At 35.8% G+C, this 14,176-nt stretch carries 11 protein-coding genes and 1 riboswitch; of the genes, 7 read left to right on the forward strand and 4 right to left on the reverse strand.

The genetic code is table 11. The annotated features are described in order from the left end of the window. Nucleotides 1–4 precede the first annotated feature (4 nt). On the reverse strand, nt 5–2,629 hold the full coding sequence (locus QWY78_RS00685; protein ID WP_290215744.1) for an MGH1-like glycoside hydrolase domain-containing protein: 2,625 nt from the start codon (nt 2,627–2,629) through the stop codon (nt 5–7). A 112-nt stretch (nt 2,630–2,741) separates the two neighbouring features. Beyond that, nucleotides 2,742–2,845: riboswitch (SAM riboswitch) on the forward strand. 52 nt (nt 2,846–2,897) lie between these two features. Here QWY78_RS00685 and QWY78_RS00690 point away from each other — a divergent pair. The 7 genes from QWY78_RS00690 to QWY78_RS00720 all read left to right on the forward strand — a co-directional run bounded on the left by QWY78_RS00690 (nt 2,898) and on the right by QWY78_RS00720 (nt 11,931). Beyond that, a complete protein-coding gene (locus QWY78_RS00690) occupies nt 2,898–3,848 on the forward strand; it encodes an alpha/beta fold hydrolase (RefSeq protein WP_435389025.1) in 951 nt (316 codons plus the stop codon). Next, nucleotides 3,838–5,376, forward strand: a complete 1,539-nt coding sequence (locus tag QWY78_RS00695; RefSeq protein WP_290215745.1) for an ACT domain-containing protein — start codon at nt 3,838–3,840, stop codon at nt 5,374–5,376. Before QWY78_RS00690 ends, QWY78_RS00695 begins: the two co-directional genes overlap by 11 nt. 23 nt (nt 5,377–5,399) lie before the next feature. Beyond that, nucleotides 5,400–6,410, forward strand: a complete 1,011-nt coding sequence (locus QWY78_RS00700; RefSeq protein WP_290215746.1) for a homocysteine S-methyltransferase family protein — start codon at nt 5,400–5,402, stop codon at nt 6,408–6,410. 363 nt (nt 6,411–6,773) lie between these two features. Next, nucleotides 6,774–7,226 carry an IS200/IS605 family transposase gene (tnpA, locus tag QWY78_RS00705; RefSeq protein WP_290215747.1) on the forward strand — a complete coding sequence of 151 codons (453 nt, stop codon included), beginning with the start codon at nt 6,774–6,776 and terminating at the stop codon, nt 7,224–7,226. A 184-nt stretch (nt 7,227–7,410) separates the two neighbouring features. Then, nucleotides 7,411–10,068, forward strand: coding sequence for a methionine synthase (gene metH / locus QWY78_RS00710; RefSeq protein WP_290215748.1), 2,658 nt, complete (start codon nt 7,411–7,413; stop codon nt 10,066–10,068). 237 nt (nt 10,069–10,305) lie between these two features. Further along, the gene (gene metF, locus QWY78_RS00715) at nt 10,306–11,262 is read left to right on the forward strand and encodes a methylenetetrahydrofolate reductase [NAD(P)H] (RefSeq protein ID WP_290215749.1); all 957 of its coding nucleotides are present in this window, start codon (nt 10,306–10,308) and stop codon (nt 11,260–11,262) included. A 12-nt stretch (nt 11,263–11,274) separates the two neighbouring features. Further along, entirely contained in the window at nt 11,275–11,931 is a 657-nt protein-coding gene (locus QWY78_RS00720; protein ID WP_290215750.1) for a phosphatase PAP2 family protein, read from the forward strand. Between the two features lie 27 nt (nt 11,932–11,958). Here QWY78_RS00720 and QWY78_RS00725 read toward each other — a convergent pair whose 3' ends face one another. Genes QWY78_RS00725 through QWY78_RS00735 form a run of 3 tightly spaced genes read right to left on the reverse strand, consistent with a single transcriptional unit; the run spans nt 11,959 to nt 14,167 of the window. Further along, nucleotides 11,959–12,636 (reverse strand): hypothetical protein, encoded by a 678-nt coding sequence (locus tag QWY78_RS00725; protein WP_290215751.1) that lies wholly within the window; start codon nt 12,634–12,636, stop codon nt 11,959–11,961. Nucleotides 12,637–12,654: 18 nt separating this feature from the next. Continuing rightward, on the reverse strand, nt 12,655–13,329 hold the full coding sequence (locus QWY78_RS00730) for a hypothetical protein (RefSeq protein ID WP_290215752.1): 675 nt from the start codon (nt 13,327–13,329) through the stop codon (nt 12,655–12,657). A 49-nt stretch (nt 13,330–13,378) separates the two neighbouring features. Next, complete coding sequence (locus tag QWY78_RS00735; RefSeq protein ID WP_435389026.1) at nt 13,379–14,167, reverse strand: SDR family oxidoreductase; 789 nt, start codon at nt 14,165–14,167, stop codon at nt 13,379–13,381. Nucleotides 14,168–14,176 lie beyond the last annotated feature (9 nt).

A 14,176-nucleotide genomic window follows, 5' to 3' on the forward strand; every position in this document is an offset into this window, starting at 1 on the left:
AAATTTATTGTGGTCTCGAACCCATTCTTGGTTGTATCAATTTTGCAATCGTCGCTGTCCAACCGCTTTGGTGAGAGGCGCCAATTCCTTTACCGGTATCTCCGTTGAAATATTCGTGGAACATGATGTAATCTTTAAAGAATTCGTTGTCATTCATCAAATCACTTTCACCATTGAAAGCCCGATTTCCCTGCTCATCTTTACTAAAAATCGAGTAGAGGCGTTTGCTTAAATCACTCGCTACAAAATCCAGATTGCGCATTTGGGTGCTGTTGGTAGGATATTCAATCTGTAAACTGTCGCCGTAATAGTAATGAAAACGTTGCAAACTTTCTACAATAAGAAAGTTAATCGGAAACCAAATTGGACCGCGCCAATTGCTATTTCCGCCGAACATGCTGCTGTCACTCTCTGCTGGGGTGTATTTCACATTGAAATTTTTGCCATCGACCGAAAAATTGAAAGGATTTTTTTCGTATACTTTAGACATGGATCGAATTCCGTAATCAGACAAGAATTCATTTTCATCGACCATTCTGCACAAAACTCTTTTCAGTCGGGTTTTACGCAGAATACTCATCAGGTGTTTTCCGCCTTTACCCTCCACTTCCCAATGGGAAACTAAGTCAGCCAAATGGGGTTTGTTTTTCAAAATCCAGTGCATTCTTTTTCGGAAATTCGGAAGTCTTTCTAGCATGCTATGTTCTACAATTTCTACAGCAAATAACGGGATTAAACCCACTATACTTCTTAATTTTAAAGGAACAGAATCGCCATTATTCAACTGTAACAGGTCATAGAAAAAACCATCTTCTTCATTCCATAAACCGTTTTTTGTTTCGCCGATATTTTCCATAGCTTCAGCGATATATAAATAATGTTCAAAAAACTTAATTGCCATATCTTCATAAATCGGGTTATATTGCGAAAGTTCCATGGAGATTCGCATCATATTTAAAGCAAACATGGCCATCCAGCTTGTGCCATCGGCTTGCTCTAAGTGGTCACCATTTTTGAATTGCATATTTCGGTCGAAGGCGCCAATATTATCCAAACCCAAAAAACCACCACCGAAAATGTTATTCCCTTGTTTATCTTTTCGGTTGACCCACCAAGTGAAATTCAATAATAATTTTTGAAAAACACTTTCCAGAAAAGGAACATCGGGTTTCCCATTGATCATTTCATCAATTTTAAAAACCCGAAAGGTAGACCATGCATGAACAGGCGGATTTACATCGCTGAAATCCCATTCATATGCCGGCAATTGCCCATTGGGATGAATAAACCATTCCTTGGTCAATAATTTTAACTGATGTTTGGCAAAACCCGAATCTAAAATTGCAAATGGGACACAATGAAATGCCAAATCCCACGTTGCAAACCAAGGATATTCCCATTTATCCGGCATTGAGATAATGTCTTTGTTTAGCATATGTTCCCATTCTTTATTTCGAACGTGATGGTCAAAATTTCGTGGGGCATCAAACTTCGGGTCTCCTTTTAACCATTTAGCAACATTGTAATGATAGAATTGTTTGTTCCAAAGTAGTCCTGCAAATGCCTGTCGCTGAATGTTTTTTTCTTCTTCATTTTCAATCTCTTTTTGGATTCCGCCGTAAAAATCGTCCGCTTCTTTTTTTCTTAAACTAAAAATATCGTCGAAGTCGAAGAAAGCATTTTCCATATCGTGTGGACTCAAACGGAAATCAAAAGTTTTACTTTCACCAGCTTCCAGCTCAGTATCTATTACGATACATGCTTTTGTGCCGTTTTGATCGGGGTTTACTGCATTAAAATCACCATGAACAAAATAATTATTGATGCCATCTTTGTAATATTTTGGGGCGTTGCTTGCGTTGGAAATTACCGCGGGATTACTTTCGTTATTGCAGAAAAGAACCTTTGTGTTTTGAGCTCTAGAATAGAGTTTTATGACGGGTAAAGATTCATGATGAATCTCAATATCGCCGTTAGACGAAGATTTTAGTTGGGGTTCATAAGTTCCATAACCCCAGCTCCAATTGTTCCGAAACCACAAAGTTGGGAGAATAACCAAAGGTGCTTTTTCAATACTTCGATTGATGGCGGTGACCCTAATAAGGTAGTCGTCATGATTGATTTTAGCATATTCAATGAAGATGTCAAAGTAATTATTATCACTAAATATTCCGGTGTCGATCAATTCAAACTCCGGCTCCTCTTTTGATCTTCTGCCGTTTTCAGCAATTAATTCATCATAGGGAAATTCGCTGATGGGATATTTATACACCATTTTCATGTAAGAATGGGTGGGTGTATTATCAAGATAATAGAAAATTTCTTTAATATCTTCACCATGATTTCCTTCATAATTGCTCAATCCGAAAAATCGTTCTTTGATCATTTTATCTTTTCGGTTCCAAAAGGAAAAAGCAAAACATAACCTTTGTTTAGAATCACAGATTCCTGCAATTCCGTCTTCACTCCAGCGGTAAGCTCTGCTGATGGCACTGTTGTAGGTGGTGTATCCCCAAGCGTTTCCGTTTGAGCTATAATCTTCGCGAACCGTTCCCCATTGTCTATTGCTTACATATGGCCCCCATTTTTTCCATTGGTCATTGAGCATTCTTTCTTTCTCCGTCATCATTTTAAATAATTTTCTGCTGCGAAATTAAGGAATAAAAAATTTTCCTAATATTTGTTATATTTGAATTTAATGCTTTTCTTTGCATCGAAATAAGTTCATTTACATATTGAAAATGTTATTAAGAAAGGTGGAGAGATAAGACTCTATGAAACCTTGGCAACCCTTCGGAAACGAAGAAGGTGCTACATTCTTACCCTCGCTGGGTGAAGATAACAGAACCATTTTTACCTTTCTCAGGTAGCATTTTCAATTTTAATTTTTAATAAAATTGGAAACTTCGCTGCAACACCTCCTACTCAAAACTCAGAAATTAGTATCAGGAAAAATTCTTGATATTAAGCTTTCCTATCAGATTTTCGGACCGGCACTACATTCTGCGCCAGTTGTTATGGTGAATCACGCCTTGACCGGAAACTCGAATGTTGCAGGAGAAAATGGTTGGTGGAAATCTGTAATCGGTGAAAACAAAGTGATTGATACTACAATTTTTACGGTTATTTGTTTTAACATTCCCGGAAATGGTTTTGATGGAACGTTGGTTGAAAATGTGGAAGATTTTACGACCAAAGATATTGCAGCTATTTTCCTCAACGGTTTAAGTCTTTTAAATATTTCAAAACTTCACACCTTAATCGGTGGGTCATTGGGCGGTGCGATTGGCTGGGAATTATTGGCAGAAAATCCAGACCTGGCTGAAAATTTCATTCCGATTGCGTGTGATTACAGAACCACAGATTGGTTGCATGCGCAGTGTTTGGTTCAACAATTTCTACTGAATCATCAAGATCAACCTTTGCAAAAAGCCCGAATCCACGCCATGTTGTGCTACAGAACACCACTCTCTTTAAATGAAAGATTTAAAAATGAAATTCATCCCGAAAAACAAATCTTAAAATCCCACGATTGGCTCAATTTTCATGGCGAAAAATTAAAAGAACGGTTTAGTCTAAAAGCTTATCACTTAATGAATCATTTGTTGATGTCCATTAATACAGAAGAAAAAAAGCTAAAAGACATTAGCGCCCATATTCACTTAATCGCCGTAGATTCTGATTTGTTTTTTCCTGCGGTTGAAATGCGAAAATCTTACGCTTTTTTACGGGGAATTAATTCCAAGACATTTTATCACGAAATTAAATCCGTTCACGGGCACGATGCTTTTTTAATGGAATATGGTCAACTCAATCAAATTTTAAATACAATCTTTCATGAAAAATAAAAACGAAATAAAAATTTTAAAAAATAAATCAATCATTAAATTTGAAGGTCAAGATTTTTTGGGTGAAGTCGGAATCGACGGTAGAATTTTTAAAGCACTCACTTACGCCAGAATTAGCGTGGGTGTAATTTCTCAGCAAGCCGTTGAAAACGGAATTTCTGTTTTGGTGAATGAAAACGATTCTGAAAAAGCGGTCAATTGCTTGATCGATGAATTTGAAAATGAAAGAAAATCTGGGAAAGTAAGTCAGATTTTCAGTATAAATAATGTTTCTGTCTTGGGATTTACGACTAAAGATTTTAATAAAATTAACTCTGAATTGGCGAGGAATAATATTTTCCCTTTAATTCTAAATCATGTTGCAGCCGAAAATAGGGTTAATATTGTGGTCACTTCTTCGCAAGATGAGAAAGCCAAAAACATCATCGAAGCCGAAATCAATTCAAAACCAAAAACGGTTCATTTGGCCCTGATTGGTCATGGGAAAGTAGGTTCAACTTTGATTGATCAGGTTTTACAAAATTCTGAACTAATCCGAAATCGGAAAAAGCTCGATTTAAAAATTGTTGCAGTGGCCAATTCAAGAAAAATTGCTTTTAATAAAAATGGATTTAATGAGACTTGGGCCGATGATATTTTGGTGGCAGAAGACGAATCGAATATGGATTCCCTCATTCAGTTTTCACAAGTCAATCAATTAGAAAATTTAATCGTTGTTGATAATACAGCGAGTGCAGAATTTGTAAAAAATTACACGCGTTTGGCAGAAAACGGATTCGACTTGGTATCGTCCAACAAAATTTTCAACACCCTACCGATTTCTGAATACCGAAATTTTCGTCATGTTTTAAATAAAAAAAATAAAAAATATTTATATGAAACTAATGTTGGTGCAGGATTACCGTTAATTGATACGATAAAACTACTGCATCTTTCAGGAGAAAACATTACCAGAATCAAAGGGGTGTTTTCGGGTTCTCTCTCTTATATTTTTAATCATTTTTCAATTAGAGCTGAAAAATTCTCCACTATTTTAAAGGAAGCGATGGAGCAAGGATTTACAGAACCTGATCCTCGCGAAGATCTTTCTGGAAATGATGTTGCCCGAAAATTATTGATTTTAGCAAGAGAACTCGATTTAAGCAATGAGTTTTCCGATATTAAAGTTGAAAACCTAATTCCAAAAGAATTGATTAATCTTTCCACAGAAAAATTTGTGCAAAACTTAGATCTTTTAGATGCACATTTCGAAAAAGTTAAAAAGAACCTAAAAGAAAATCATGTTTTACGTTTAGTTGGCGACTTACACGGAGATTTACAACAGGAAAAAGGGGAACTAAATGTTCAGTTAATCTCTGTTTCCGCTAATTCTTCACTTGGACAATTAAAGGGTTCAGATTCCATTTTCGAAATTTATACTGAAAGTTATGGCGAGAATCCAATTGTTATTATGGGTGCCGGAGCCGGAGCAAAAGTAACAGCTCGTGGCGTGTTTGGAGATATTTTAAGATTGTCAGAAAATAAGTAAACCTCTTATTAATTATTAATAAAATGAAAAATACCGCAATACTTTATAAAGCATTAAACGAAAGAATCCTCGTTCTCGATGGAGCGATGGGAACAATGCTGCAACGATACAATTTCACCGAAGAAGATTATCGTGGCGAAAGATTCAAGGATTGGGAGCATTCTTTGAAAGGAAATAATGATTTGCTATCATTGACGCAACCAAATGCTATCGAAGAAGTTCACCGAAAATATTTGGAAGCCGACGCAGATATTATCGAAACCAATACCTTTTCTGGAACCACCATCGCAATGGCGGATTACCACATGGAAGAATTAGTTTATGAATTAAATTATGAATCTGCGAAAATTGCCAGAAAAATTTGTGATGAATTTACTGTAGAAAATCCTGCAAAACCAAGATTTGTAGCAGGTTCAATGGGACCAACCAACAGAACAGCGAGCTTGAGTCCAGATGTGAATGATCCCGGTTTTCGTGCCATCACTTTTGATGAATTGAGAATTGCGTACAAACAACAAGCAAAAGCACTATTAGATGGCGGATCAGATTTACTTTTGGTAGAGACTATTTTCGATACTTTGAATGCAAAAGCCGCACTTTTTGCTATTGATGAAATACAGGAAGAAAGAAATATCCAAATTCCAATTATGGTTTCGGGAACGATTACCGATGCTTCCGGAAGAACTTTGAGCGGACAAACTGCAGAAGCATTTTTGATTTCCATCTCGCATTTGAATCTTTTGAGTGTTGGGTTAAATTGTGCATTAGGAGCAGAACAATTAACGCCCTATTTAGAAACTTTATCCAAAAATTCTGAATTTTATATTTCCGCTTATCCAAATGCAGGATTACCAAACGCTTTCGGACAATACGATGAAACGCCAGAATTCATGGCAGAACAAATAAAAGAATATGCAGAAAAAGGGCTCATCAACATTATCGGAGGTTGTTGCGGAACAACGCCACCACACATCAAAGCAATTGCAGATCTGGTGAAAAATTATGAACCGAGGAAAATCAATGTGCTAATTTGATAATGTGCTAATTTGAAAATTGACTACAAAAAGAATTCGCTTTTTATCAATTTTTCAAATTAATGGATTGGAAAGAGATTTATAAAATGTCCTAAAAGGACAAAATCAACAGCATAGGAAGAAATCCTATGAAAAAGAAAAACGAATCATCGAAAAAGTCCTGAAAGGACGAAATCAACAACGTAGGACGAAGTCCTATGAAAAAGAAAAACGAATAATCGAAATGAAAAAGAAAAACGAATAATCGAAAAAGTCCTGAAAGGACAAAATCAACAACGTAGGATGAAGTCCTATGAAACAAAGTAGGACGAATTCCTATGAAAACCAAAACATGAAAATCTACTATTTTTAAAACTTAAAATTATGTCACAATCTTTAGCAAAAGTATATGTCCATATTATATTTAGTACAAAACACAGAGAAAAATTAATTACAGTTTCTATCAAAGAGGAATTATTTTCATACATCGGTGGAATTTGTAAAGAATTGGAATGCAATCCTATAATTGTTGGTGGGCATCAAGATCACATTCATATTTTATGTGTTTTATCCAAGAAAATAGCATTAATGAAGTTGATTCAAGAGGCAAAACAGAGTTCCTCGAAATGGATTAAAACAAAAGGAAATGAATTTAAGAATTTCTATTGGCAAGATGGTTATGGAGCATTTTCGGTAAATCCGATTCAGATTGATGTAGTGGAAAAATATATAGAAAACCAAGATGAGCATCACAAAACGAAGACTTTTCAAGATGAATTCCGAGCATTTTTGAAAAAATATAAAATAGAATATAATGAAGAATATGTTTGGGATTGAGTGGTGAATTTTGATGTCGCCCTTTCAGGGCTTTCTGATTCGCTGTGTATTATTCATCGGGCTTTGCCCGATGTTAGTGATGTCGCCCTTTCAGGGCTAGTTAATTTGCCCTCTAATATTCATCGGACTTCGTCCGATGTTAGTGATTAAGTCCTTTCAGGACTTTTAAAATTAAAAAAAAATTATGAAATACTTAAAATTATCAGGTTTAGAACCATTAATTATAACTCCAGAATCCAACTTTATCAATGTTGGAGAACGAACCAACGTCGCAGGGTCCAAAAAATTCTTGCGATTGATTAAAGAAGGCAATTATTCTGAAGCACTTGATATTGCTCGGCATCAAGTTGATGGTGGCGCGCAAATTCTGGATGTCAATTTCGATGATGGATTGCTCGATGGAAAATATGCGATGGTAAAATTTTTAAATCTAATCGCTTCCGAACCAGATATTTCCCGAATTCCGATTATGATTGATTCCTCAAAATGGGAAATTTTGGAAGCCGGATTACAAGTTGTTCAAGGAAAATCTGTAGTAAATTCCATCAGTTTGAAAGAAGGTGAAGAAGAATTTATTCATCACGCAAAAACCATCAAAAGATATGGAGCAGCAGTAATAGTGATGGCTTTTGATGAAAACGGACAAGCCGATAATTACGATCGTAGAATCGAAATCTGTACCAGAAGTTATCGAATTTTAACCGAGATTGTAAAATTTCCTTCCGAAGATATTATTTTCGATTTGAATATTTTCCCAGTTGCAACCGGAATGGACGAACATCGTAGAAATGCTTTAGATTTTATTGAAGCCACAAAATGGGTCCGAGAAAATTTACCAAATGTTTCCGTAAGTGGCGGCGTTTCCAATGTTTCCTTTTCTTTCCGTGGAAATGATAATGTGCGAGAAGCGATGCATTCTGTCTTTTTATATCACGCCATAAAAGCGGGCATGAATATGGGAATCGTGAATCCATCGATGTTGGAAGTCTATGACGAAATCCCTAAAGAACTTTTAGAATTGGTGGAAGATGTGATGTTGGATCGAAGAGAAGATGCAACAGAAAGACTTTTAGATTATTCTGAACGTGTAAAATCTACCAAAAAAGAATTCGTAGAAGAATTGGAATGGCGTAAAGATCCTTTGCAAGATAGAATTACACACGCTTTGGTAAAAGGAATTGACCGATTTATCATCGAAGATGTAGAAGAAGCGAGAAGTATTTCGACACGACCTTTAGATGTAATTGAAATAAATTTGATGACCGGAATGGGAGTTGTTGGAGATTTATTTGGGAGCGGAAAAATGTTTTTGCCACAAGTTGTAAAATCTGCGAGGGTGATGAAAAAAGCCGTTGCTTATCTTCAACCTTTCATCGAAGCAGAAAAAGATGAGAAGCAAAAACCCAACGGAAAAATTTTGATGGCAACCGTAAAAGGCGATGTACACGATATTGGTAAAAATATTGTGAGTGTAGTTTTGGGTTGTAACAATTATGAAATTGTAGATTTAGGAGTAATGGTTCCGGCCGAAAAAATTATTCAAGCAGCAATTGATAACAATGTTGATGTCATCGGTTTGAGCGGATTAATTACCCCAAGTTTAGATGAAATGGTTCACGTTGCCGATGAATTGCAAAGAAAAAACTTGAATTTCCCTTTATTAATCGGTGGTGCAACAACTTCAAAAGCGCATACTGCGGTAAAGATATTTCCAAAATATGGACACACGGTTGTTCACGTGAATGATGCTTCCAGAGCAGTTGGTGTTGTTTCGCAACTTTTAGATCACAATAATGAAAAATATAAAGCAGATTTAAAAGTGGATTACGAAGATTTTCGCGTGAAATTTTTAGATCGTCAAATTGAGAAAGTGTACGTGACGATTGATGTAGCAAGAAAACAAAATTTCAAAATTGATTGGAAAAATGAGCAAATCACGAAACCAAAAAATTTAGGAATTCACATCATCGAAAATCAAGATTTGCGAGAATTGTTGGATTTTATGGATTGGACGCCATTCTTCCGAAGTTGGGAATTACACGGAAAATATCCACAGATTTTAACCGATGAAGTTGTTGGAGAACAAGCCACCATTTTATATAAAGAAGCCAAAGTTTTATTAAATAAAATTCTTGACGAAAAACTCTTTACTGCAAAAGGAATTTTCGGAATTTTTCCCGCGAATTCTAATGAAAATGATGATATTTTAATTTCAGATGAACAAGGAAATGAAATCTCCAAATTCCGAACTTTAAGACAACAATTAAAAAAATCTGCCGGAAAAGAATATCACGCTTTAAGCGATTTTATTGCTCCAAAAACTTCTGGAATTCAAGATTATGTCGGTGCTTTTGCCGTAACTACTGGATTTGGAACCGAAGAATTGGCGCAAAAATATTACGATGAAGGCGATGATTATAACGCGATTATCGTAAAAGCATTAGCAGATCGTCTTGCAGAAGCATTTGCAGAATATTTGCATCACAAAGTTCGTACAGAATTTTGGGGTTACGTAGAAAATGAAAATTTAGAAAACGAAGATTTAATTGCAGAAAAATATTTAGGAATTCGTCCTGCTCCAGGTTATCCTGCTTGTCCTGATCATTTGGAAAAACCAACGATTTGGGAATTACTAAAAGTAAAAGAAAACATCGGTTTAGAACTCACAGAAAGTATGGCGATGTTTCCAACTGCTGCAGTTTCTGGCTATTATTTTGCAAACCCAAAATCCAAATATTTCGGGGTTGGAAAAATTTCTGAAGATCAATTGCAAGATTATGCAGAGAGAAAAGGTGTGGAATTGGAGTTTGCTAGAAAATGGTTGAGCCCTAATTTGGCTTGATTTAACCATAAAGTCACAAAGAATTACACAAAGAACACAAATGAATTTTTTAGAATTCAAGGTGGATTTGAAAAAAATATAAAGGTCTGAAAGACCAAAATCATCAAAATCGCACGAAGTGCGATTAATTAGAAAGACTAAAATCAAAGGTCTGAAAGACCGAAATCAATAGCATCGGACAACGTCCGATGATCTAAAATCATCAAAATCGGGATTTACCCGATGAATTTTTAAAACATGAAAATAACAGATCATATAAAAAACGCCAACGGAAAAACCCTTTTTTCGCTCGAAGTTGTACCACCACAAAAAGGAATTGGGATTGAAGATTTATATAAAAATATTGATCCATTGATGGAATTTAAACCACCGTTCATCGATGTTACCACTTCTCGGGAAGAATATATTTATTTGGATAAAGGGAATGGTTTAATGGAAAGAAAAATCACAAGAATGCGTCCCGGAACTTTAGGAATTTGTTCCGCAATTCAGCACAAATATAATGTTGACACCGTGCCGCACGTTCTGTGTGGCGGTTTTACGAAAGAAGAAACCGAATATCTTTTGGTGGATTGTATGTATTTGGGAATCGAAAATATTATGGCTTTGCGAGGTGATGCGATGAAAGGACAACAATATTTTGAACCAACAATTGGTGGTCATAAAAACGCAGTCGATTTGGTTAAGCAAATGAATGATTTGGGCCGTGGGAAATATCTACACGATGCACAAATTGCTGATGGGAATAACAAATTTTGTGTTGGTGTGGCGGGTTATCCAGAAAAACATATTGAAGCTCCCTCGATGAATTACGATCTGAAATGGCTGAAAGAAAAAGTAGATGCAGGTGCAGATTACGTGGTTACGCAAATGTTTTTCGACAATAAAAAGTTCATAGAATTTGTAAAACAGGCGCGAGAAATGGGAATAAACGTTCCAATTATTCCCGGAATAAAACCAATCGCTACCAAAAGACATTTGCAATTATTACCTCAAGTTTTTAAAATCGATTTGCCAGAAGATTTAATTTCTGCGGTTGAAAAAGCAAGGGATAATGCTGCCATCAAGCAGATTGGAGTAGAATGGGCAATTAATCAATGTCGCGAATTACTGGATTTTGGAGTTCCAGTGCTGCATTTCTATTCGATGGGAAAAAGCGATAATATTAAAAAGATTGCGCGTGAACTTTTTTAATTAATTTGCAGGATGAATTTTTCTTTTTTTAAAAAGATTTGGTCTTGGAAGCTTTTGCTGTCTCTTTTTTTAATGCTTGGAGCAATGGTTTTGTTTGCTTCCATTCTTCATGAAGTGTTTTTAGAAAAAGAACAAGACGATGATTTGCTGATTTTTGAATTTTTCAAATCTCATATTATTCAAAAGGGGCTGACTGATTTAATGATCGATATTACCAACCTTTGTTCACCTGCTTTTATTAAAATTGCCTATCCTGCACTGATAGTCTTGCTCATTCTTTTTAAGTATTACCGAAAGGCAGCTTTTACTTTTTTGGCAGGCGCTGGAGGGTTAATTTTGATTGGGTTGACCAAAGTTTTGTTTAAGAGACCACGGCCTCAATATCCTTTAGAGGTGATCGAAACAGGTTATAGCTTTCCCAGTGGTCATGCGACTTTCAGTTTTATATTTTACGGAACTTTAGCGTATTTCGTCTGGTTAAGTCACCTTCCAAAATCTATAAAACTACTGTTGATGTTATTTTTACTGGGACTTTCTGTGAGTATCGGAGTGAGTAGAATTTACTTGATGGTACATTATCCAAGTGATGTTTTGGCAGGATTTTGTCTCGGCTATTTTTGGTTGTTTTTACTGATTTATTATTTCAGATTAAAGTATCCGTTGGATTAGAAATAGAGAATAGGTTTCTTGAAAAGCCTACTTGTTCAAAAATTGTCCCAGCTTTATTAAATCCTCTTCACGGCTAAGTTTGATCTTTTGCTGATCAATAAAATCTTTTATTTCTTTGGCTTGCGCCGGAAACTCCGCTGCTAATTCTTTGGTGTTTTTCGGAATTTTAATTAAACGATTTTCCGCCTGAATAAAGTAGATGGGTTTTTGCAAAATAAACATGGCAGGGGTTCCAGAAATTAAACTATTTGGCGCTGGTGTGGCTGGTTGATATTTAGTGCTCACCTTTTTTAATATTCTTAATTTACCTGGAGCTAGTTCGAAAAAATAACCGGAATATTGGTCATTGGTTTTTACATAAACTAATTTTTCCTTCGTGCTCAGAAATGTAAAATCTGGCGTCGGCTCTTCTTTCGAAAGTTCATACACATCTTCTTTTTCAACCACTTCAATAGTGTCTAAAAAAATATTATATCGAAGTGAAATAGTGCCTGTACCTTCTCCTACTTTGACGGTCGTAAATTGTGGATAGTAGTAGGGTATTCCATTGATATCTGAATATTTAATCTTGGTTTGTCCATTATTAAATTCATCAATTTGTTTGTCGAACCGGGCATTACGAGCAATTTCGCCTAAACTGATTTGCTGCGCCTGTGAAAAAACGCCAGCAAAAAATAGTGGAAGTAGCGTGAGAAGAATTTTCATGGGAAGGTTTTATCGAAGTTAAAAAAAATATTTATTAATAAATTGAGCCAGTCTGATCAGATCCATTTCCTGGTTGATTTTCAGTTTATTAGATTTGATGAATGTGGTAATCTCTGCTTGCTGCTCACCGAACAAATTCGCCAAATCTTTGCTGTTTTTGGGCACTTTAACATACTGATTATTGATTTCGAAATAATAAACCGGATTTATATTTTCAAATCGTGGCGGTACCGTTGAAGTAAAAGAGTTCACCGCAGGAACTTCTGGTCGGAATTCCGTTTTTAGTTTTTTCAGCAGACGGTATTTCCCGGGGATGAACTCAAAATAATACCCTTCCATTTCACCGGAATTTAAATATACCAAAATTTCCGGGGAATTTACAAAAGCGATTCTTGCATATTTTTCTGTTTTCGGCAAAACATAAATGTTTCCGTCTTTCAAAATCTCTACCGTGTCGGTATATTTATTATAACGAATATTGATAACAGCGTTCGCATTTTCAATATTTGCCGCTAGAAAACTAGTGTTGTAATAGGCGTTGCCGTCAATGTCACCATACGTAAATTGACCTTTCGGTGTGGTGATTTTATCCATGAATTTCGTGAAGCGATAGGCTTCATTGAAAATATTGGCTTGCGCACTGAAGGATGCCGCAGTTGAAATAGCGAGTATAAAAGTGATGAGTGCTTTCATTTTTTTTAATATAATGGTCAGGTAAATATACTTTTATTTTCAATGCAAATTAATCCAGCTTATTATATTTCTTCATTAAACTTTCATAAAAATTTTGCGGCAGAATCCATTTTAAGGGTACGCCGATTCGCTGTCCGAATTTTCCGAAATAAAAATGCGCTTTCCATGATTTTTTTGCAAGCAGTTTTTCTAGGTATTCCGCAACTTCAAGTGGCTCTGTGCCATCCTGCACGTGAGTATTCATTAGAGAATATACTTGATTAAATGTAGATTGATACGGCTCAGAAACTTTGGTTTTCACTCTGTTATCTGCAATATTTGTTTTAATGTCGCCCAAATGCAATGCACAAACTTGAATATTCCAAGGCGATACTTCGTAGCGAATGGCTTCTGTAACTTTATCTAAAGCAGATTTTGAGGCCGAATAAAATCCGCGAAACGGCAAACCCATTTCACTTCCAATACTTGAAATGTTGATGATTTTTCCCATTTTCTGTTCGCGCATCTTTGGTAAAACCGCCGACATCATTTGCACCGATCCTACCAGATTTAGGTTAAATAATTGCAGAATTTCTTCCTGCAAAGAATCTTCTACCGCGCCAACCATACCCATACCAGCGTTATTGATCAGGACATCAATTCTTTTTTCGGTCGATAAAACCTTGGCAATCGCATTTTGAACTTGCGTATTGTTTGTAATATCGGTCGGTATCGTTGTGAAATAGGGAGAGTCTATGTTTTTTCTGCTCAATCCGAATACGGTATGTCCTTTTTTACCCAAATATTCGGCCAGGGTAAAACCAATTCCGGCAGAGGTGCCGGTGATGAGTATTGTCATTTTTATCAT

This window comes from Kaistella yonginensis (assembly GCF_030409525.1).
Lineage (GTDB): Bacteria > Bacteroidota > Bacteroidia > Flavobacteriales > Weeksellaceae > Kaistella > Kaistella yonginensis.

Coding starts and splice junctions, on each gene's coding strand:
- QWY78_RS00730 (WP_290215752.1), bottom strand. CDS start 13,329: ATGAAAGCACTCATCACTTTTATACTCGCTATTTCAACTGCGGCATCC.
- metF (WP_290215749.1), top strand. CDS start 10,306: ATGAAAATAACAGATCATATAAAAAACGCCAACGGAAAAACCCTTTTT.
- metH (WP_290215748.1), top strand. CDS start 7,411: ATGAAATACTTAAAATTATCAGGTTTAGAACCATTAATTATAACTCCA.
- QWY78_RS00725 (WP_290215751.1), bottom strand. CDS start 12,636: ATGAAAATTCTTCTCACGCTACTTCCACTATTTTTTGCTGGCGTTTTT.
- tnpA (WP_290215747.1), top strand. CDS start 6,774: ATGTCACAATCTTTAGCAAAAGTATATGTCCATATTATATTTAGTACA.
- QWY78_RS00720 (WP_290215750.1), top strand. CDS start 11,275: ATGAATTTTTCTTTTTTTAAAAAGATTTGGTCTTGGAAGCTTTTGCTG.
- QWY78_RS00685 (WP_290215744.1), bottom strand. CDS start 2,629: ATGATGACGGAGAAAGAAAGAATGCTCAATGACCAATGGAAAAAATGG.
- QWY78_RS00700 (WP_290215746.1), top strand. CDS start 5,400: ATGAAAAATACCGCAATACTTTATAAAGCATTAAACGAAAGAATCCTC.
- QWY78_RS00735 (WP_435389026.1), bottom strand. CDS start 14,167: ATGACAATACTCATCACCGGCACCTCTGCCGGAATTGGTTTTACCCTG.
- QWY78_RS00695 (WP_290215745.1), top strand. CDS start 3,838: ATGAAAAATAAAAACGAAATAAAAATTTTAAAAAATAAATCAATCATT.